This is a genomic window from Bdellovibrio sp. KM01, assembly GCF_013752535.1.
GTDB lineage: Bacteria > Bdellovibrionota > Bdellovibrionia > Bdellovibrionales > Bdellovibrionaceae > Bdellovibrio.
Window position 1 is genome coordinate 2,820,035 of sequence record NZ_CP058348.1, and the last position, 20,422, is coordinate 2,840,456.

A 20,422-nucleotide genomic window follows, 5' to 3' on the forward strand; every position below is an offset into this window, starting at 1 on the left:
CAAAGTACGCCGAAGAGCAAGGGCTCTGCCGACAACGAAGTGGATGGGCCTTTTTCATCACTGCGGGTAGAAAGCAAAAAACCCGCTTGTTAGGCGGGTTTCTCATTAGTTGGCTTCGGCGATTGGGATGTGGATTCTTGTTCCGACCATCAAGCTGGCTGGGTTGCGAAGCTTTTTGTTGTTCTGTTTTAGCTGGCTTACTGACACGTTGTATTTGGCAGCGATTTCAGTCAGGTTGTCGCCCTTACGGACTACGTGTACCTTGCTTTTGGCTACCTCCCGGGCAGAGCTGCTATTGTCTCCGCCTGGAATTTTAAGTTTCATGCCCAATTTCAATTTGCTTTTGCGTTTGATGTTGTTGGCTCTTTGCAGCTCAGCGACGCTTGTTGAGTATCGTTGTGCGATAGAGAACAAAGAGTCACCAGATTGAACCACATAAAAACGGCCACCAGTTAATTCTGCGGCTGCAGTTTCAACTGATTTTTCTGGAGCTGGTTTTGCGTTGGCTTTCGCAGCTACAGTGCTGTTGTTTTTGCGGTCAGAGCGATCACGAAGCGGAGTGCGATCTGGAACGTAGATCGTGCGACCTACTGTTAAACGTGACTTTCTTGGCAAATCATTTAGGTCGCGAAGGTAAGCCACAGAAGTTCTGTACTTACGAGCGATAGATTTCAAGTTGTCACCTTTACGGATTTTATAAGTTTGCGTGTCGCCGCTGTCAGCGATGAATTTCACGTCAGTTACGAAAGATTCCGTTGCAGCAACAGTTGCCGTCTCTGTCGTGCCCGGTGGGATACGAAGGATCAACTCGTTGCCTTTAAGGATCGCCACTTCACCTTTGAACTTAGGATTCAATGCTTTGAAGTCCTCGTAGTTCAAGTTTAGTTTTTCAGCCATTTGGCGCATGTTCACTGGTTGTTTTACTGTGATGTGATCGAACTCGATCGGTGGAAGATAATCGATATCTTCGAAACCATACTTAGCTGGATCTTTTGCGATCAACTTTGCTGCGATGAATTTCGGCACATAGTTGATCGTTTCTTTAGGCAGGCGGTTTTTGCGCGCAAGTTCCCAGAAATCACGCGTGTAGTGATTCATCACTTCGCGTTTTACGCGGTTTTCACCCACGTTGTAGGATGCCATTGCCAAATACCAAGAACCGAATACGGAATAAAGACCTTTGAAGTATTCTGCTGCTGCTTGAGTAGCGAACACAGGGTCACGACGTTCATCGACGAATGGATTGATTTCCAAACCATAACGTTTACCCGTTCCACGAATGAACTGCCAGTATCCGACAGCTGCTGCGTGTGAGGTTGCTTGCGAACTGAAACCTGATTCGATCAATGCGATATAGAAAATATCTTCAGGCAAACCGTTGTCACGCAACACTTTCTTCATCAGCTTTTCATAGCGTGAAGAACGCGCCAAATATCTTTCCATGTGCTCGCGACCGCGGCCTTGGAAATACGTGATCCATTTTTCAACCAACGGATTGATTTCTGTAGGGATAACATCCAACTCTTGGTCTACGACCTTGGGACCCTCAGGATCAGACAAACGGAACGAGCCGATGTCTTTGATTTCAGAAGCAGGCTCGTTGCCCGCGTTCCCTGTTGCCTTTTCGCCATTTGCATTCATTTCCTTATGAACGCAACCCGAAAGCAGGCCCAGGACTATACTTAATGTAACTAGTCTCCTCATGAGTCCTCCGAACAGCTTTCAGGCTACAAAAATCGAAGGACTTTTACAATAAAACAACGTACTTATTTTGCCTTTTTAGTAAGCAAGTCTTGCCAAATGATTGGCGGAACGGTGTAGGACTCCTTACCAATAGTCTGATAAAGCAGAGTATTTCTTAGAATCGCTTTCACATAAAAGCTCGTCTCATTCCACGGCAACTCATCCACCCAGATCTCCGCCTCGGGAGTGGATCCTGGCTCTGTCATCGCCGAAGAAACTTCGGGACGTGCTTCGATCCATTTTTTCAAACGATAGGGTCCTGCGTTATATGCTGCGAGTGCAAATGGCACACTTTGCGAGAACTGGCCCAACATCTGGGAAACATAGAACGAGCCCATAGGAATATTCACTTCGGGTCGGAACATATCTTCTGGCACTTCCACTTTCATTCCCAAACGTTTCGCAGTGTCTTGCGCTGTCGGAGGAATCATCTGCATCAAGCCCAACGCATTTGATGTGGAAATCGCCTTCATATTGAAACCACTCTCTTGACGAGTCAGGCTTCGCAGCAGAATCACATCGATGCCATAACGATCTGATTCTTTCTTGTAAAGACTGGTGAAGACTTCTGGATATCCGATTTTCAAGAATTTTTCCTGGCGTAAACGCGGATCATTTTCCAGGGCATCATTCACGAAACGGATCGCTGTAAAGTACTGCCCTCGCTGGGAAAGTTTTTCGGCCAAGGCAACTTTCAACGTTGGATCTTTCATCGGAGGCAAATCAGAAAGTTCTGCCTGAGCTTCGCTGACCCACCCCGCCTGCGACAAGGCGACAAAACGGTCCCAAGATTTTTTCTGAGTTCCCGCAAGATAAAAGGAATCTGCAAGCGCAAGATTTTTATCAGTTACTTCTGGCCAAGTTAATTTTCCATTTTGATTTTCAGCACGCAAGCGCAAGCCATAATAAGAGAATGGATATTTTTCGATCAAAGCCAGAGACGCTTTATCTGCGCGGTCTTTACTAAATTGCTGAAGCGATCGTACCAACCAGTACTGTGCATTCAGATCATAACGATCTTTGCCTTGCTGAACCAAGCGCTCAAGCAGTGCAGCTGCTGTCGTGAAATCTTGCTTGCGATAGTAAATTAAGCTTGAGCGGAACAGAGCTTCGGAAGATTCGTCTGAACCATTGGCCATGACGATCAATTTATTATAAAGATCGAGTGCTTTATCGTACTCACCCAAAAAGTGCGCAGAACGAGATGCCACCCATAGGGAGCTCACGATCGACGATGATTGATGGTTTTTATCGTAAGCCTTTTGCGCAAGCACCAGACTGGAAGCCCACTCCCCTTTGCGGTGCAGATTTTGCGCCCATTCCAACAATCGTGAAGCATCAGCCTGAGACATTTCCACCAGGGCTTTTTCAGCAACCATTTTATCGCTGATGGAATTATAGATTTCCAAAGGCTTGTCTTTCAGACGGCGAGCCGCGCGACCACCTGGAAATTGATTTAACAAACTGATTGTATCTTTTAGGGCTGGAATTAAATCATTTTGTTTTAAAGACTGACGAATGCGCTCTTCAAGTTTTCCATCCTCGCCGATGGCTTCCACTTGCACAGGTACAGCGGCTTTCGCAGACTGATTGCGGGCTTTGGCCAAAAACTCTAACTTTTCGGTCAGATATTTTGAATCCTTCATGCTTTGCGCTTCTTCGTACAAGAACTGCGCTTGAACGTAGTCATTTGAGTTCAACGCAAAATCACCCAGCATTTGATAACACTGAGATTTCTGTTCGCGGTTTAATTTGGAGCCATTGTCCAATAGCTTTTCTATGCGGGACTCGATTTTACGATTTTTAAGTTTTGCCTGGGCATCAAGATAGCTTAGCTCCTGGCTTACCCACATATTCCACAAATCTTGTGACCAAGGGCCTTCATCAAATAGGTCCCAGGATTTTGCAATCGCCGTCAATACGCGATCTTCCTGACCGGAGCTGGTTTTCTTTTGCTGAGCTTTGTCCAGACAGTGCAACCACACTTGACCAACCCAACCCTTAAGTTCTTTTTGTGCCGCGAACACTTTCGGTGAAAGATTCAAACATTCGTTCCAACGGCCGTTGATTTCATGACCCTTCAGCTGAGCCAGTGCCGGAAGCTTGGCGATTTTTTTTGCATCCATATCATAAAGGTCCACATAACCCGTGCCTTTAAGATCACGATTGATATCGATTTTACGAACGACAGAGGCCGGCGCCGCAGGAGCCGCCGTGGCACTAGTCACCAAAAGTTTTAATAACAGAGACATTCCAGACATTACTCTTTCTCCTTTGCAGGACCGACAACTTGAAACGCTCCTGTATAAAGCTCACCGAAAAGACTTTTCTTTAGATACACCACGGAATATTCACGCTGCTGACGAAGCATAATACGTATTTTCATGAATTGTTCTGTGAGCTGGCTTTCCACATTGGCTTCGCCAGCCGTATCACAATAATAAAGCCAAGCATCAGGAACGGCGCGATCCGCGCACAGATCCCAATGAGTTTTGAACGATCTGTAAATCCACGGGAATGGCCACTGTTCTTTCATTCCGATCTGCACCGACTCGGTTAAAAGATTCGGATGATCCTTGGCCACTTGCAAAATCAAATTCTGCAAATCCTTCATCTCATATGTCGAATTCACATAGATATACGGGTGATTCAAATCGATGGGCTGTGAATAGACCGAACGCCAGTCACTGCGAAGGCTGCCCAAGGTTCCGACCAACACGATGGAACCAAAAAGATATCCCCGCCAGTCACGACGCGCGAGAATTTTTTCAGCATACAATGCCAAAACGAAATAAAAACCCCAAACCAAAGAAAGAATGCACCACACGGTTTTATAAGGGATCCAGGAATAGACAAACAGCTGGAACAAAGAGAACGCCGAAACCATGCGCAGGCGTGCATCTTTCGTGAAAAGTCCCACGAAAGCCATTCCCACACCGAACAGCACCATAGGCTCAGCATCTGCGAGGACCTTCACCCAATAAAGGAATTCTTTGTTGTGACCTGTTTCGCCCACGCCGGTTTTCATCCACGGCAAAAAGGCTTTAATGAAATCAAACAACCCAGGCCAATTACGTAAGAATCCTGTGAATAACAAAACAAAAGAAATCAATAATGCCACAACCATATAGGTTAAACGGTGTGACCACGCGGCTTTAATTTTTTCAAAATTAAAATACTGGCGAATCACAGCCGGGCCCGCAAACACCAACCCCACAACCCATGAAGCCAAAGTGATCGCGAAAGTTTCTTTTAACGTCGCCATGCCCACAACGCCTGTCAAAAGCAGTCCTAAGGATGTGCCGTCAAATTTTTCGGTCCAACGAAGCATGCCTAAAGCAAATAGCAATTGAAAAAACACAAAGGGCATCTCATGGATGCCTGACCGTCCATAAAACAAAAATGCGGGGCTGAAAAACAAGAAGAACAGCATTGACCAGCGCACAGCTCGCGAACGAATCAGGGCGAAGCTGAAAAGCATGACGCTAAATACAGAGAACACTGCTGGAACAGCGCGCAGAATCTCAACACTGTGTCCCCAGATCGCGGTGAATGCCCGCAAAAGATAAAAATACAGCGGACCATGATAGTTGGTGGGGTCATATTTGTAGAAACCATTGATTTTCATCTGCAAAACGAACCAGCCGTTGATGCCTTCATCAAAATGCAGGGGCTTATTGGTCAATAAATAAAAACGGCTAAACACCGTCAAAAGAAGAATGACAAGCCAAATGATGTATTTCTGGATTTGAGTGACGCGAATCGATTTCATTGGTATTAATCGTAAAGATGGAATCCTCAGAGTCAACCCCTCACTGCTCTCTCTTGGTATATCTGAACAAAGATGCGGACGTTATCCCTTCTTTTCTTCAGGATCTGCGCACGTTCTTTCAAAAATTTCCTATGCAGTACGAGTTGATTACCCTTGTGGAGCAAGGCGCCGATAAAACTTTTGAAGTGCTTAATTTACAGGCTGCGAATTCAAACTTTAATGAAACACTGAGCGTCCATAAAAACGATCGCAAGAAAGGACGCGCACTGAGCCTTTATCAAGGCATGGAGTTGGCACGGGCACCTTATGTAATGATATTAGACTCGGAATTGGCTTCGCCTTTTGGAGATGTTTTCAAATTATGGCAGCATCTGGTCGCTGAAGACAAAGTCGACGTGTGCTGGGGCGATCGTTACCGCAAAAAAGAAAATCCATTTCTCCGTGGTGAATCACCGCGCGCAAAAACAGAAATCCTGTTCAACAATATTCTGCGCGAAAGATATCATAACTCTTTGCAAGACCCTTTGTGTGAAGTTATTGCCATTAAAAAATCTGCCTGGGAAAAAATCCGCACAGAGCTGCCATTGCAAAAGCTTCGCGGATGGTATCTAACCCCGGCTTTGCATCAAAGCGCACGCTTGCAGACATTAAGTATTATTGAAATTCCGGTTTATGACTCCGGCAGATCGTCCAAGTCATATAACGTATGGAAAGAACGTTTGAATTTATTCCGGGACAGTATTTTTACGAACCGGCAGTAAATTCTTCGGCCATCTTACCCAAAGCTTCATGCAAATAGTAGTCAAGCCAACGGTGGCTTCCCAACGGGGTTTTATGTTTAGAAATATAACCCAGGTGCCCCCCGCGCCCTTCAATATGCAAAGAAATGTCTTTAGATAAATTGGCATCTCGATAGTCTTGGACCGTCACAAATGGATCATCGGCCGCGGTTAACATATACGTCGGCACATCGATATTGTGAACATAGTGAATGGCTGAACAACTTTCGTAGTAGTCTTCGCGATCGCGGAAACCCGATGCGGGCGCTGTGTAAATGCTGTCTAAATCATGAATCGTCGCCCACATAGGAATACGATACGGTTGCTCAATCAATCCAAAGCGATATTTCATATCGATGTTTTGGCGCAGTCGATGAACAAAGCGAACGTCGTAAATACGATTGAAGCCACTGCCCAGCAAACGTGCTCCCCGCCCCAAATTCAAGGGAGCATTGACCGTGATGATGCCATCGGGCTTGTGATCACCACGAAAGCCTCCGCCAAGTCCCAACACAATACAGCCACTCATCGAGTAACCGACGGCGATTTGTTTTTTGTTCGGAAATTTCTTTCTTAGCACTTTAAGAACTTCAGAAACATCCTCAGCCCGGCCGGAATGATAAGGATGTCTTGCCGCTGTCAGCCCCGGGCCCGCTCCGCGGTGATTAACCAACACCACCGTGTGACCTAATTGGCGACAAAGGATCGCCGTTCGTTGCATGTAATCAGCTTGCATGTCTCCAGAAAGGCCATGATAAAGGCTGACCACAAGATCCGTGTGACCCGGATGGTAATAACAAAAAAGTCGATCCCCATCAGGAAGATCGACTTCAAAATTAATCCCAGGATTTTCCAACTCAGGTGATTTTAGGAAATGCCCCCATAAAGTTTGTCCGTGACCGCTATCGGCCCAGAAGGGAGCTTCACATGAAATCAACTCTAGTCTTTGCAATAGTAAACTCCATTTAGCAGCACATAACCGTCAGGACGGTTGCCGCGTGGATCGTGATGGAGCCAGTGAAGCAAACCACCTTGGTTTGTCCAAAGGAACATTCCCCCCATAGCGACGCGATCACCGACTTGAACTGGAACGCGTGGGCACATATCTGAATTGTACACGGCTTGCATTGTTTTTCCATTTGAAAGTCTCACAACCCACTTTTGGTGTTGATTGCCATTCGTGTCGTCAGGCAACACTTGGATAACTTCCATGTCTGAACCTTCAACGAAATCCACGCGTCTGTGAGATTCCATCGCACTTACGATTGCAGAATCATTTCCGGATGCTTGGTAGTATGCATGTGCTTGGCTTGAAATTGCGGCAACTGACAAAAGAACTGAAAGTAAACGAGTCGTTAACTTCATTTTGATCCCCCTCTGAATCGGCAACGAAGTTATCATTTGTTAGGACAAAAACAAGACAATAAATAGGCTATTTCTTTAGGGTTTTGTTAGGGCCTGGTTCGTGACCCTAATGACAAAAAGTGAAATTTTTACTTATACTCGACATTCTCGATCGTTACGAAAACTTCCCCAGAAGGTTTGATGAGTTTCACCTCATCTCCGAGCTTCTTTCCAAGCAAAGCTCGCGCAACCGGAGACTTCCACGAAATCTTACCAGCCTTGGGATCAAACTCATCTTCACCGACGATTTGATATGTGAGCTCTTCACCATCTTCATTAACCAATGTCACCGTGGCGCTGAATAAAACCTTATCACCCTTCATCAATTTTGGATCCACGACTTCAGCATCTTCAATTCTTTTCGTCAGAAAATGCACACGACGGTCAATTTCACGCAGACGTTTTTTTCCATACTGATAATCAGCATTTTCAGAACGATCACCATTGCTCGCGGCCCACTGCACGATCTCCACAATCTTCGGACGCTCTCCATGCATGAGCGCCTGGTACTCGTCGCGGAGTTTGGCTAGACCTTCGGGGGTGATGTAGTTCTTGTTATTATCCATGGGTAACATACTAGACCATTTTCCGGTCACATTCCAAGTCTTTTGGACCATCAAATAAATCGAGAAATTTTCCGATAAATGTATGAGGAGGAAACAGATGAAAAATCAAGTGAAGAGATTAGTTGTCGCTGCGATAAGCTCGTCATCTGTTTTTGCGCTTACGTGGATCTGGTATCAGTCAACGGATAAGCAGCAAAACTCTCATACCAATGAGAAACCGCTGGCTTACGTCGGCAAAGTTGTCGATGACATCCAACGCCGGCCCGCAACACGCTTGCTGTGGCAACTAGTGAACTCCGGTGAACCACTTTACGACGGTGAAGCAATTCGTACTTCTGACCGCGGTGAAGTGCGCATTCAATTTACAGATTCAGATCGCTATTTGGATTTAGAGCCAGAATCATTGATTGTTATTAAAAAATCCCAGGGCGAAATCGCTCTTGATTTGATGGAAGGTAGTCTTTTCGTTAATGCGAAAGCCGGCAACGAAGATGGCAACGCTCCAGGACTCGTGCTAAATTCCGCGAACGGTAAAGTCGACTTGAGTCAGGCATCCGCCTCTCTATCTAAAGGCAGTGGCAACTCGGTCGATGTCCAAGTCCTTGAAGGTAAAGCGTCGGTGAAATCCAAAGACGGTAAAAGTCAGGAGATCTCAACGGGAAGTTTCGGTGCCTTGGGGGCGAGTGGTTTGCAGTTTGATAAAAACAGTGTGAAAATCACCAGCCCGAATTTGCAAAAACCTGTGGCTATGAACGCCGATGATTTGCAACCGATTCCCATTAAATGGTCAGGCTTCCCGGCAAATGCGCAAGTCTCTCTTTTCACCGGTACAAATCGTCGTGAGATGAAGGAAATGGCAAAAGCACCTGCAGGTGATTCTGTCATTATGGCGAAGCTTCCATTTGGTAAGCACTATTGGAAACTCGTGGCGAAATCCGCCGATGGCGAGTCCCTTGGCGAGAGTCCTATTTATAGAACCGAAATCCAGGCTCGCTATGCCCCGACTGTGACTTTCCCTACAGCCGACGTGGAAATTCCAGCTCACACAAATCCGTTTGATATGACTTTCAAATGGCAAAAAAGCGATGACACTCGTCAGATGACTTTACAGGTTTGGTCAGATGCTAAATTGACTCAACCGATTGCCACGAAAACATTCACGACAGAAGACAGCTATACGATGCCGGGCCTTCAAGAAGGCACGTATTACTGGCGCATGACTTCTTACTTTAACGATTCAGACAAACCCGTGCTTGGCAAAATGCAGAAATTCTCTGTGAAATTCACAGAGATGTTAAAGCAAGCTTCAGCTGAAGCTGCAGCACCAACCCCTGCTCCGAAACCAGAGGTAAAACCTTTGGCCTTCACGATGACGGAATCTCAAATGACTCAGTACTTCGTGGATGCTCCAAAAGTAAATATGTCCTGGGGTACCGAGAACATGCAAAATGTCAGCGCCTACCGCGTAAGACTGCATGATGAGACTCAAACCGCAGCAGATGTACAGCCCGTGGAAGTGAAAGAAAACAAACTGACGGCAGCAGTTCCAAAACCAGGCCGTTACATCGCATCCATTGAGGCCGTGGATAAAGACGGCCAAGTTGTGGGCTCTGGTACTTCGCAAGCCATCACTGTCACACCGATGCCAATCCTGAAAGCTCCTTTATTCATCCCGGCTGAAGGCCCATTGCAAGCCTCGATGGATGGTCGCTCTACTTTAGAGTGGAATAAAATTGACGGTGCTGCTGATTACGAACTCGTGATCAAAAAAGACGGCAAAGAATTGAAACGCACTAAATACAAAAACACGTCCACTGCCATCCGCAATCTTTTGCCGGGTGAGTATGAAGTGATGATCTCGGCCCAAGACACTTACGGGCGTGCCGGAGAAACAGGGCCAGTTCGCAAATTGATCGTGCCGGATAAATCGAACTTGAAGGCACCGACATTAAAGAAGATTAAAGTGAATTGATGTTGAAAAGACTTGCCACCCTTCTTTTACCAATGCTTCTTGTCTGCGGAGTGACCGCCAAGGCCGAGCCATATCGTCGCCTGGTGAACTTTGAGTGGGAGCAAATTGAAGGTGCAAAGTCTTATGACATCGAATTGACCCAGGTGAAAAAAGAAGGCGAAACCGGCAAGCCGAAAACCTTCAACTTCAAAACTGCAGACTCTATCTGGAATGGCCGCCTGACTCCGGGCAAATACATGATGAAATTGCGTGCGCGCGACTATCGTGGCGTTCCAGGTGAATGGTCTGAGCCAAGTGAATTCAACGTGGGTTTGGATAACGTCAACATGAAGTCCCCTGCTCCTAAGTCATCGGTAGCTTCCAATGACGAAGAAAAAACAGATGTGGAATTCAAATGGGATCCCGTGGGTGGCGCGGATCAATACGCATTCGAACTGACGTCCGATGACGGAAAAACAAAAATTTCTGAAATCGTGAAGGAGGCGAAGTTTAAGACTTCGGTTCCTGTTGCCAGTTCTTACACCTGGAAAGTCACAGCGCAAAGCTCTGAAGGTATTGCCAGTGATGCGACTTCCACTGCGCAGTTTACGGTTATGGGTAAAGCTTTGGCGGCCCCGGCGATTGTAAAACCAGAATCCATGTTCGTGCGTGAAATCAAATGGACTCGACCGGATTATATCAAAGACTACGAAGTGATTGTGGCGCGTGCGAATCCTACGACCAAAAAATGGGAAAAAGTTAAAACGTATGAAAACTATACGGAAGACTCTTTGCCGTTTGATTCCTCTTGGGAAGGTGGAAAATACCAGGTCATTTTGAAAGCCAAGTCAGATCTGCGCCCGGCTTCTCCATCCAGTAAAATTATTTTTGACGTTCGTGATGGCGATCGTTCAGCAGCCGCGGAATACACAGCATTGGTTCGACGCTCAATTGAAAAAACCAATGGCTGGTACGGTATCGCAAGCTACCTGGTCACAGATATGAAGTTCTCGGGTTCAAATCCAGAGAAAAATTCCCTAGTTGCCTATGATGCTTTCGGTGGTACGGGCCGCGTGGGTGTGGGTTGGAATGGTCGCAAATCTCCTTGGGGATTTCTGGCGATCATCGACATGAGCGGTTTCACAATCGGTGGACAAGTTCGTACCTTTGCAGCCGCAGAGGCCAACGCCGTTTACAAGCAACCCGTTGGTGATCGCGCAGAACTTCGCTATCAAGTGGGAGCTTTCTATAAAGAGCTTCCCGAAACAATTGGTGATCCATTCACTGGCTCGTCAGAAAATCAAACTATCAGCTCCGTGGGTCCTCATGGTGGTGTGGAGTATTGGTATTCACTGACGCCGAAATGGGGTATTCAATTGAATGCCCACCTTTATGCATCGGTGATGAAAGTGTCGACGCCCAATGGCCAGGACATTTCACCAACGATGTCGACTCAATTTGGAATTTTAGGCAGCTATAGATTTAGTGAGCGATTCACAGGACTGATGGGCTATGCACGCCGCGAAGACCGTATGTCCTATAAAGCCATCCCTTCGACGACGAACTTTGCGTTGGACGGTGATGTCAATGAATCCGTAGTTGTCGGTAACTATCTTAACTTCTTCGCGGAATGGAGTTTCTAATGAGAATACCCATCTCAACCAAACTCATCACAGTGACGATCCTGATTCTGGTGGCCTCCACCGGTGCGATCACACTGATTTCATCAAACTACTTCGAGAAAAAAGCCTCGGAGCAAGTCGATATCGCCAATCTGGAATCTGCTTCGGCGAAAGCCAAAGAAGTTGATAACATCATCGCATCGTTGATCGATAAAACGCGTACGAACGGTTCCCTGCTGATGAAGGGTGCAGCAGCAGCGGAAGATTTGGATTTCAATTTTACCAAAGACAAAAACTTTGTGGCTTTGGAAGTCTTAAAATTAAATGGCTCTTCAGTGGAGTCCGTGGCTCGAAAAGTGAAAGAAGATGTGCTTAAGCCTTATCTGTTGGGTGAGTCTTATTTCGTTAACTTGCGTGCTTGGCAGCAGTTTCCGGTGCGTAACTTGGCTGAAGGCAGCATCGAAATCAAAAATGCCTCTTATCCAAAAGCTCCTGCGATGATCACAATCGGTATCCCGTTAGTGAAAGATGCTCAGGGGAAAATCACTCATGTGGTTTTGGCTGACGTCATGATGGCTCCATTGCAAAAACCCTTCACGGATCTTTCCGAGCGCACTCAATATCTGATTGATGGCCAAGGTGAGGTTCTTGCTCATAAAGACGAACAAAAAGCGATCTCTCGTTTAAGCATGAAAGCCTACCCGTTCGTGACAAAAGCGATGAACACCAAGTCGCCGCAATATCAAACAAAGTTCGTGGACCCTGAAACTCAGTCTAACTTCTTTGGTGCGTCCGTTAAGACTTCCTATGGTCCAATGGTAATTTCACAAACATCCGAGGCTGCGATCCTGGAAGTATCGAATGAAGTAAAACGCCGAGCGATCTTTGTGGCGGGTTCCGCGATCTCGCTGGCGATTTTCTTTATCTTCCTGTTCTCTATGACCCTGACCTCCCCGATTGAAAAATTGGCAGGTTTGATCAACATGGTTTCCAGAGGTAATTTCGACGTAAAAGCCCGCGAACATGTGAAATCCCACGATGAGGTGGGCGACTTGGCTTCCGCATTCGACCACATGACTGAGGGTCTTAAAGAACGTGACAAGGTGAAAAGCTTGTTCTCGAAGTTCCACGGCTCGGCGGTAACTGAGGACTTGATCGGTAAAGACATCGGTGTCGGCGGTCAAAGTAAAAACGTGGTGGTCTTTTTCTCGGATATCCGTGGCTTCACAGCTTTCTCTGAAAAACGATCTCCTGAAGAAGTCGTGGAAATGCTGAATGAATACTTTGGTGTGATGGTAGGAATCATCAATGCCCACGGCGGAGTTGTCGATAAATTTATCGGGGATGCGATTATGGCCGTTTGGGGGGCTCCTAAAACAGGTCCAAAAGATGCATTCAATGCAGTTCGTGCCTGCCTGGAAATGCGCCGGGGCTTGGACAAATTAAATGAAACCCGCATTGCCCGCGGCCAGCCTCCGATCAATATCGGTATGGGCTTGCATGCAGGCCCTGCGATCTCCGGAACGATCGGTTCTGACGAGCGCATGGAATATACAGTTATCGGTAATACCGTGAACACCGCTTCCCGTATCGAAGCTTCAACGAAAGCCTTTGGTGCTGACTTGCTGGTCACTGACTCGGTTATCGACCAAGTGGGCGATGCGTTTAAAACCGAGCTTGCGGGAGCCGCCGAAGTCAAAGGCCGCTCTGAGGCGATCAAGATGTATAAAGTCCGTGCCTACAAGGCGGGAGACAAATACGTCGAGGTCAAAACGCCGTATTCCGATTACGAAGCCGAATCTGCTGATAAAGTGAAAGTCAAAGCGTCTTAAGCTTTGATATTTTCTCACGCGGCCCTGTTTAGAAACTTGTCCACCTTCAACCGAAGGTGAGACAAGGTCAAGGGCTTCACCAATAGGTCATCGACACCTTTGCGAAATGCTGCCTCGACGTTATCAAGGTCCGCTGCTCCGGTAATCATAATTACATACATTCCAGAAGTATTTGCACGGGACCTTAGAGATTCAATTAAAATAAGACCATTTTCACGAGGCATACGCAGATCCACAAAAACCAATTGAAACGGTTCACCGATTTTGCAGGCATTCTCGATTTTATATTCTGCCAGACGACCATCCTCGGCCTCTTGAATTTCATAAAAACCCAAAGTTTTAAGCGCCTGGCGCAAAACCAAACGATCCGCTTGATTGTCATCAACGATAAGTACTGGAGTATCGTAACTTTTACGCAATATTGGCATATCCATATCTTTCAAGAGCCGTCACAAGCTCTTCTCTACTTTTATTATAACAGCGTTCCAGATTTACCAGTGCCTTCACTCGTTCTTTGTCTGTCCACTCAAGATACATCTTTTCAATTGATTCACAGACATCCGCCATATGAACCAATCCTAAGGTGCGACATGACGATTTCAACTTATGCGCACGCTCCACGATATCTTGAAATTTTGCTTTCTTTTCTAAATCTTTCATTTCGACAATTTCTTTTAGCGCCGAATCAAAAAATAAATCTGCAAGGTCATGAATCAAGCCCACTTCTCCGTCATGAAGCCTCCTTAGCTCATCCAGTGCACTTGTCTGCACCCAATTGCACTGCCCAGAAGAACCCACCCGATCATGTACACGGATGAGGTTTTCAATTTTACTGAAAAGATCCTGATATGATAGTGGTTTAATACAGCAGTCATCCATGCCCGCTTCTAGGGCTTTTTCATACTCCCCCTTAATCGCATTGGCAGTCGTCGAAATGATTGGAATGTTATAGTAACCTTTCCCACTATGACGAATCTTACGGGTCGCCTCATAACCGTCCAGTACGGGCATATGACCATCCATCAAAATGATGTCAGCGTTGTTGCTCTCCAGAAATTCAATGGCTTCTTGGCCATTATTTACAATAGAGTAATCATGTCCCATTTTTTTAAGCATACCTTCGACGACTTTTTGATTGATCAAATTGTCTTCGACCACCAGAACATGGGCATGCCGCAATGATTTCAAATTCGGCACCTCGGGCAAAGCTCCCACCTCATCAAGGGCAAGATTTCCCACCGGCAGAGTCAAATCAATAGTAAATCGCGACCCCACACCGGGAGTACCTTCCGCAAAAATTTTTCCATTCATCATCTCCACAAGCTGTTTGGAAATTGAAAGTCCCAAGCCGGTTCCGCCAAACTTTCGAGTCGTCGAAACATCCCCTTGAGAAAATGACGTAAACAATTTCGCGAGCGTCACCTCGTCAAGACCAATCCCTTGGTCCTCCACTTCAAACCTCAAAGTTTGAGTGCCCTCATTCGAAATACCCAAGGAGGACACCGATAACGTAATCTCTCCTTTATGCGAAAACTTAAAAGCATTTCCGACCAGATTAATCAAAACCTGGCGCAACCTCAGAGCATCTCCAATAAAATTAGATCCGACCTGGGGATCGATAATAATACGCAATGGAATACCTTTGTGCCGTGAAGTGTATTCGAATATGCCCCGTAAAGAATGAATCAGCTTGGGAAGCGAAAAGTGAGAAGACTCTAACTCGAGCTTGCCCGACTCAATTTTTGAAATGTCTAAAATATCATTCACCAAAGCCAACAAAGCCCGCGCTGAATCTTGCATGGTCGAGAGGTACTGCTGCTGGTCTTTGTCCAATGTCGTCTGCTCCAAAATTTCCGCCATACCTAAAATCCCATTCATGGGAGTACGAATTTCGTGGCTCATTTTAGCTAAAAATGCAGTCTTATAGCCTGAGGCTTTTTGCAAATCAGATTCCACTTGAATACGGCGTCTAATTTCCAGTCCCATTAAAATAAAAGCAGTACAGATCAAGATAGTGCTAAACAGAAGTCCGTAAATAATGGCCTGTTGAAGAAAGGCTCCTTTGCGTTCAACCAGTTCCCTATATTGCTGGAGCACCTTGCCTTCAGCGGCATCCATTCTTTCGATTTGGGCCCGAATCTGCATCATCAGATCATGGCTCTCACCGGAAGCAAATCGCGCAATAACTTGAGCTTTGCGTCCCAATCGATAGGCTTCCACAGTTTCACTCATATAGATTCCATGTTGACTGATGAGGTCTGCGAACACCTGGAAACTTTCTCTTTGAATCTCGTCCTGTTCTGTTAACCTTTGCAAGCGACCTATCAAGACGGGCATTTCCGCGCGTGCTTTTTCAAAAGGAGCTAAAAAGCGAACATCACCCGTTAGCAAGTATCCTCTTTGTCCCGTATCGGAGCTGACGACATTTTCTAGGATCGCCTTGAGGGCATGCAGGACCTCTGTGCTGTGGTCTCTGCGTTCAGAGACTCGCTTATACTCTTGGGTGGCATGAATAGACAAAAACGCCAAACCTACCAGAATGGCAACGGCCAGAGGCATTCCAACTAGCACAAGACGGCGACGAAATTTCTCTTTAAAGCTCATCCTCTAATAAATAAAGAGAATCAATGCACTCCGCAATAGCAACCCCTGCGCCCCGACTTCTTCTTTACCCGTAAGGGTTACAACCGAGGGTAGATCTTAGATTCCTCATATTAAATTATAAAATACTTTGAATTCTGTGCCTTGATAAAATAAAAACGGCGACCTCAAAGTCGCCGTTTTTGTTTCTAAAGTTGCTTTAGGATTTCTTCGACAGTCTCTTTCACTTCAACTTTATCGTGTGTTTCCAGACTGAAACGGATCACAGTGTATGATTCCTTCCCTGCCCCTTCATCGCGTTCATGCTGTGACATCCAGTGGATGTGATCGGCATTGATATACAAAACCTCATGGGCCTTAGTCACTTTAACGAACTTCATACTTCCCCCAATTCATTTAAACTATGAAATAAGAGTAGCATCCCGCCGTGTGCTCCCGCAACACGGCAAGAAAATAAAAAAGGCTGCATCCTTACGAATGCAGCCTTGGAGGGTCTGAATCTTTGAAGCGACTCTTACAGAGTTGTTTCAAGTTTCAAGATTTGTTCAATCGTCAAGCCAACTTTCGCTTCGCCGCCGAAAACAGTTCCTGTTTTCTTTTTCGTCAAATGCTCTTTCGCTGTTTTATAAGCATTTGCTGGAAGAGGGATGTACTGAACTTGCTTAGCCATTTCAGCAGCTTTGTCCAAATAGAATTCCACGTATTGTTTCACTTCCGGTTTTTTCATCGCTTCTTGAGAAACGTAGATGAAGATAGGACGAGATAGTGGGTTGTATTGACCCGAAATCACAGTTTTTTCATCTGGAAGAACCGCTTTGTTTTTCATTGGAGATTTAGGACCGCCCACAACGCCCAACAATTTCAATTTGTCTTTGTTAGTTACGTAGTATGAGTACGGAAGGTAACCCAAGCCACCTTTGTTACCGCTAACACCTGTTACACGCGTGTTGTGATCAACAGACGCTGTGTAGTCACCGCGAGAAGATTTAGCTTTCTCCATGATCGCTTCAGTGAAGTAGTCAAAAGTACCATTGTCAGTGGAAGCACCGAAAAGAGTCAGTTTTTCCTCAGGCCATTTTGCATTCACTTGCTTCCAAGTCATGATTTTGCCTTGAGCTGCTGGCTCCCACATTTTTTTCAATTCTTCAGTCGTGATTTCATTCACCCAGTTGTTTTTTGGGTTTACTACGATGGCGATCGCGTCGAAAGCGACTGGCAACTCAAAGTAAGTCACTTTAGCAGCACGGCACGCAGCCATTTCTTCTTTAGTGATAGGACGTGATGCATTTTGAATATCTGTTTCAGCACGGCAGAATTTTTTGAAACCGCCACCCGTACCAGACACGCCAACAGTAACTTTAGTAGCACCTTTAGAAACTGTTTGGAATTCCTCAGAAACAGCTTCAGTGATTGGAAATACTGTGCTGGAACCATCAATTTTAACTAGGCTTTCCGCTTTTGCGGCAAATGCGCTTAGAACCAAAGCGCTCATGATCAAGAACTTCATTATTATCCTCCGATAAATGGATATCAGAAAATTAACAAAGTCCGTGGCGAAGAGGTATCTCTTCGCCGTTAAGATTGTGTCAGGGAATCGTCAAGAATAGCGGTTAGGAGTAGTGCCTCGCCAGATTCGTTTTATCAAGGCGCCAGGAGGAAGCTGTACACCGTACAGCGACGACGCAGCAACGCAGAGAAAACGGATCTGGTGATGCACTACAAGCGGACGCTGAGGCCGTCTTTGAGTGCCTGCTTTTGCGCACGTAGCGCCGGGATAAGGCCGATCAAAATACCTGCGGCAATGGCTGCAAATATATAGATAAGTTCAGAACCTGTGATGGCTGCTCCATCTAAATACAAACCAAATTCATTCTCTAGCCACGGCTTCAAAGCGATAGCAAGGATGAAGGATAAAACAGTCCCCGATACGACTCCAACAATTGTCAAAAGAGCGGATTCAAAAACCAACAGACCCAGAATTTGTTGCGATCCCGCTCCCACGGCACGCAAGATCGCCATTTCGCGGCGGCGTTCGTTCAATGTCGTCGTCAGAGCAATCAACATCCCCATAAAGCCCACGGCCAAAACCATCCAAGAAATCATCCGCAGAACATTTTCCACATAGGAAAGTCCCTGCCACAATTCACTTAAAGTCGCACCCGGAATGATTGCCAATAACGGTTCGGCTTTGAATTCATTGATTTCACGTTGCAACTTTAAAGTTTCAACGCGGGATTTAGCGCCCACGAAAAAAGCTGTGATGCTGTGAACTTTGATATTTTCTTTTTTAATTTCGGCAGCCGGCGTTTCTTTCGCTGCCGACGGAACGGCTCCGTCTTGCCAGTCCATATGAAGAGCTTCCATCCCCTCCAGGCTGACATAAACTGAACGATCCAGCGGAGTACCTGTACTATTCAAAATACCTGCGATTTTAAATGGACGACGGTCATGTTTAACCACGCCTTCGCCTTTAGTCACTCCGTGAGCAATGACCACATTGTCACCTAGTTTATAACCAAGCTTATGCGCAACCTCAGCCCCAATCACCACATCCCAAAGATCCTGAAGCTCGTGGCCAGAATGCAAAGATACCTGCTGATCACCACGATAATGATAATGCTTAAAGAAATCCGCCGTCGTCCCCACCACACGGAAACCACGGTGGCTATCCCCCAGCGAATATGGAATCGTCCATTCAACTGCCGGAAGCTTTTGAATCTCTTGATAGGATTCATAGGAAACGTTATGAGTCGCATTCCCCATATTGAAAACCGTGTACAGAATCAACTGCAACGGACCACTGCGGGCGCCTACAATCAAATCGGTTTTAGAAATAGTTTGAGTAAAACCCTCTTGCGCGGCTCTTTGCGCGCGCTCCACGGACAAAAGTAAACCCACACTGAGGGCGATGGAGATCACAGTCAAAGTCGTCGCCAAGGCGCGGTTCTTAAGAGATTTAATTGCCAGGTTCAAGAAGATCATCGTGCTGTCCTGTTAATTGATTCAAGCGACAGCGAACGCGTAAAGAGGCCCTCGATGCCTCGATCGTGAGAAACAAAGACCACTGTCGTTCCATAAAGCTCAGACAAGTCAAAAAGCAGCTTCAAAAACTTCTCGCGATGATCGGCATCCAATGCCGATGTTGGCTCATCAGCCAACAACAAGTCAGGTTTCCCCAACAAAGCTCGCGCGACGGCAACACGCTGCTGCTGTCCTACGCTTAACTCAGTCACTTTTTTATCCAACAAATCGCCGATGCCCAAGTTACCGCACAATGCACGGATCACCATATCCGTATCCACGCTACCAAGGCGGGACTTACGCACAGGACTTAGGTGCAATGGCAATTCAATGTTTTCAATGACTGACAGATACGGAATCAAGTTGAAGCTTTGAAAAACATAACCCATGTGTTCAGCGCGAAAGGCATCGCGTTCGGCGGAGCTCATTGTGGAAAGATCACGACCCAAAACCTTGATACTGCCTTTCGTGGGAACCAAAACTCCCGAAAGACATTCCAATAAAGTTGTTTTTCCAGTCCCACTGGGACCATACAAAAAGAGTTCTTCGCCTTTTTGCACCGTGAACTCGGGTACCACTAAAGTTGGCTTGTTATAGCCAGGATAAGTGTACTCAAGGTTACGAATTTCAATCAACGCTTCACTAGAGCTCAACCTGTTCTCCGCTCTTCTTAATTTCCTGGGACTTTTGTGTTTCCCCATTGATCACTGTGACTTTCACAGTTTTCACATGAGCAAACACTTTTTGGACCCCAAAAGTCACCGCTGTACCAGTCGGTGCTGTTTCACAAGTCACATTAAAAATGGCATTTACATCCGCGTGTTTGTCCTTTTGGACAACCTCGTTGTAATCCATTTTTACTTCACACTTGTTTTCCGCTGCAAACTGAAACAAGTCATTCACTTTATCATTAAATTTCTTAAGACCTGCCTCTTTATTAGCCTTGTCTTTGGCAGACTTAGCTTCGTATTCAAAACCATAAATACTTGATGCCGGAGCATGGAACTCAATTTTGCCGTTTTTTCCATCAAAAGCGACATTGACCGTCGCCAGACCGTGGGCGTGAGCCCCTTGCTCGCGTGCGGCCAAGGCCAACACTGAAAACAAAAGCACCTTGAACATAAAACCCCC

17 protein-coding genes are annotated in these 20,422 nt (G+C 46.1%); 4 read left to right on the top strand and 13 right to left on the bottom strand.

The features are described from left to right. Window positions 1-105: 105 nt before the first annotated feature. From HW988_RS13685 to HW988_RS13695, 3 genes are all read right to left on the bottom strand, one after another. Window positions 106-1,704 (bottom strand): LysM peptidoglycan-binding domain-containing protein, encoded by a 1,599-nt coding sequence (locus tag HW988_RS13685; protein WP_181604789.1) that lies wholly within the window; start codon window positions 1,702-1,704, stop codon window positions 106-108. A gap of 62 nt (window positions 1,705-1,766) precedes the next feature. Beyond that, window positions 1,767-4,004 (bottom strand): transglycosylase SLT domain-containing protein, encoded by a 2,238-nt coding sequence (locus HW988_RS13690; protein WP_255490020.1) that lies wholly within the window; start codon window positions 4,002-4,004, stop codon window positions 1,767-1,769. Then, window positions 4,004-5,515, bottom strand: a complete 1,512-nt coding sequence (locus HW988_RS13695) for a TIGR03663 family protein (RefSeq protein WP_181604790.1) — start codon at window positions 5,513-5,515, stop codon at window positions 4,004-4,006. Before HW988_RS13695 ends, HW988_RS13690 begins: the two co-directional genes overlap by 1 nt. 131 nt (window positions 5,516-5,646) lie before the next feature. On the opposite strand from HW988_RS13695, the gene HW988_RS13700 reads away from it, so the two are divergent. Continuing rightward, window positions 5,647-6,276, top strand: a complete 630-nt coding sequence (locus HW988_RS13700) for a glycosyltransferase (RefSeq protein WP_220128744.1) — start codon at window positions 5,647-5,649, stop codon at window positions 6,274-6,276. Here the strand turns inward: HW988_RS13700 and HW988_RS13705 are convergent. The 3 genes from HW988_RS13705 to greB form a co-directional block, all read right to left on the bottom strand. After that, window positions 6,260-7,246 carry a YheT family hydrolase gene (locus tag HW988_RS13705; RefSeq protein WP_181604792.1) on the bottom strand — a complete coding sequence of 329 codons (987 nt, stop codon included), beginning with the start codon at window positions 7,244-7,246 and terminating at the stop codon, window positions 6,260-6,262. The two genes, HW988_RS13700 and HW988_RS13705, sit on opposite strands and share 17 nt — an antisense overlap. Next, window positions 7,234-7,659: a DUF3465 domain-containing protein gene (locus HW988_RS13710; protein WP_246845664.1), complete on the bottom strand. Its 426-nt coding sequence runs from the start codon at window positions 7,657-7,659 to the stop codon at window positions 7,234-7,236. The genes HW988_RS13705 and HW988_RS13710 overlap by 13 nt, the downstream gene beginning before the upstream one ends. 128 nt (window positions 7,660-7,787) lie before the next feature. Then, entirely contained in the window at window positions 7,788-8,264 is a 477-nt protein-coding gene (gene greB, locus HW988_RS13715) for a transcription elongation factor GreB (RefSeq protein WP_181604794.1), read from the bottom strand. 97 nt (window positions 8,265-8,361) lie between these two features. Here greB and HW988_RS13720 point away from each other — a divergent pair, with 97 nt between their 5' ends. The 3 genes from HW988_RS13720 to HW988_RS13730 are packed head-to-tail and all read left to right on the top strand — an operon-like array spanning window position 8,362 to window position 13,669. Next, window positions 8,362-10,236, top strand: a complete 1,875-nt coding sequence (locus tag HW988_RS13720; RefSeq protein ID WP_181604795.1) for a FecR domain-containing protein — start codon at window positions 8,362-8,364, stop codon at window positions 10,234-10,236. Then, complete coding sequence (locus HW988_RS13725) at window positions 10,236-11,858, top strand: hypothetical protein (RefSeq protein ID WP_255490021.1); 1,623 nt, start codon at window positions 10,236-10,238, stop codon at window positions 11,856-11,858. The genes HW988_RS13720 and HW988_RS13725 overlap by 1 nt, the downstream gene beginning before the upstream one ends. Further along, window positions 11,858-13,669, top strand: coding sequence for an adenylate/guanylate cyclase domain-containing protein (locus HW988_RS13730; protein WP_181604796.1), 1,812 nt, complete (start codon window positions 11,858-11,860; stop codon window positions 13,667-13,669). The genes HW988_RS13725 and HW988_RS13730 overlap by 1 nt, the downstream gene beginning before the upstream one ends. A 14-nt stretch (window positions 13,670-13,683) precedes the next feature. Here HW988_RS13730 and HW988_RS13735 read toward each other — a convergent pair whose 3' ends face one another. The 7 genes from HW988_RS13735 to HW988_RS13765 all read right to left on the bottom strand — a co-directional run bounded on the left by HW988_RS13735 (window position 13,684) and on the right by HW988_RS13765 (window position 20,413). Further along, window positions 13,684-14,097: a response regulator gene (locus HW988_RS13735; RefSeq protein WP_181604797.1), complete on the bottom strand. Its 414-nt coding sequence runs from the start codon at window positions 14,095-14,097 to the stop codon at window positions 13,684-13,686. Then, window positions 14,081-16,273, bottom strand: coding sequence for an ATP-binding protein (locus HW988_RS13740; protein ID WP_181604798.1), 2,193 nt, complete (start codon window positions 16,271-16,273; stop codon window positions 14,081-14,083). The genes HW988_RS13735 and HW988_RS13740 overlap by 17 nt, the downstream gene beginning before the upstream one ends. A 185-nt stretch (window positions 16,274-16,458) precedes the next feature. Further along, a complete protein-coding gene (locus tag HW988_RS13745; protein WP_181604799.1) occupies window positions 16,459-16,650 on the bottom strand; it encodes a hypothetical protein in 192 nt (63 codons plus the stop codon). A gap of 134 nt (window positions 16,651-16,784) precedes the next feature. After that, entirely contained in the window at window positions 16,785-17,777 is a 993-nt protein-coding gene (locus HW988_RS13750) for a PstS family phosphate ABC transporter substrate-binding protein (RefSeq protein ID WP_181604800.1), read from the bottom strand. 209 nt (window positions 17,778-17,986) lie between these two features. Continuing rightward, window positions 17,987-19,252 (bottom strand): ABC transporter permease, encoded by a 1,266-nt coding sequence (locus tag HW988_RS13755; protein WP_181604801.1) that lies wholly within the window; start codon window positions 19,250-19,252, stop codon window positions 17,987-17,989. After that, window positions 19,249-19,944 (bottom strand): ABC transporter ATP-binding protein, encoded by a 696-nt coding sequence (locus HW988_RS13760; protein ID WP_255490022.1) that lies wholly within the window; start codon window positions 19,942-19,944, stop codon window positions 19,249-19,251. Before HW988_RS13760 ends, HW988_RS13755 begins: the two co-directional genes overlap by 4 nt. Next, on the bottom strand, window positions 19,934-20,413 hold the full coding sequence (locus HW988_RS13765) for a DUF2796 domain-containing protein (RefSeq protein WP_181604803.1): 480 nt from the start codon (window positions 20,411-20,413) through the stop codon (window positions 19,934-19,936). Before HW988_RS13765 ends, HW988_RS13760 begins: the two co-directional genes overlap by 11 nt. Window positions 20,414-20,422 lie beyond the last annotated feature (9 nt).

Bases quoted from the DNA above. Each gene is read 5' to 3' on its own strand.
- HW988_RS13735 (WP_181604797.1), bottom strand. From the start codon at position 14,097: ATGCCAATATTGCGTAAAAGTTACGATACTCCAGTACTTATCGTTGAT.
- HW988_RS13765 (WP_181604803.1), bottom strand. From the start codon at position 20,413: ATGTTCAAGGTGCTTTTGTTTTCAGTGTTGGCCTTGGCCGCACGCGAG.
- HW988_RS13700 (WP_220128744.1), top strand. From the start codon at position 5,647: ATGCAGTACGAGTTGATTACCCTTGTGGAGCAAGGCGCCGATAAAACT.
- greB (WP_181604794.1), bottom strand. From the start codon at position 8,264: ATGGATAATAACAAGAACTACATCACCCCCGAAGGTCTAGCCAAACTC.
- HW988_RS13725 (WP_255490021.1), top strand. From the start codon at position 10,236: ATGTTGAAAAGACTTGCCACCCTTCTTTTACCAATGCTTCTTGTCTGC.
- HW988_RS13720 (WP_181604795.1), top strand. From the start codon at position 8,362: ATGAAAAATCAAGTGAAGAGATTAGTTGTCGCTGCGATAAGCTCGTCA.
- HW988_RS13710 (WP_246845664.1), bottom strand. From the start codon at position 7,659: ATGAAGTTAACGACTCGTTTACTTTCAGTTCTTTTGTCAGTTGCCGCA.
- HW988_RS13695 (WP_181604790.1), bottom strand. From the start codon at position 5,515: ATGAAATCGATTCGCGTCACTCAAATCCAGAAATACATCATTTGGCTT.
- HW988_RS13685 (WP_181604789.1), bottom strand. From the start codon at position 1,704: ATGAGGAGACTAGTTACATTAAGTATAGTCCTGGGCCTGCTTTCGGGT.
- HW988_RS13740 (WP_181604798.1), bottom strand. From the start codon at position 16,273: ATGAGCTTTAAAGAGAAATTTCGTCGCCGTCTTGTGCTAGTTGGAATG.
- HW988_RS13745 (WP_181604799.1), bottom strand. From the start codon at position 16,650: ATGAAGTTCGTTAAAGTGACTAAGGCCCATGAGGTTTTGTATATCAAT.
- HW988_RS13690 (WP_255490020.1), bottom strand. From the start codon at position 4,004: ATGTCTGGAATGTCTCTGTTATTAAAACTTTTGGTGACTAGTGCCACG.
- HW988_RS13755 (WP_181604801.1), bottom strand. From the start codon at position 19,252: ATGATCTTCTTGAACCTGGCAATTAAATCTCTTAAGAACCGCGCCTTG.
- HW988_RS13730 (WP_181604796.1), top strand. From the start codon at position 11,858: ATGAGAATACCCATCTCAACCAAACTCATCACAGTGACGATCCTGATT.
- HW988_RS13750 (WP_181604800.1), bottom strand. From the start codon at position 17,777: ATGAAGTTCTTGATCATGAGCGCTTTGGTTCTAAGCGCATTTGCCGCA.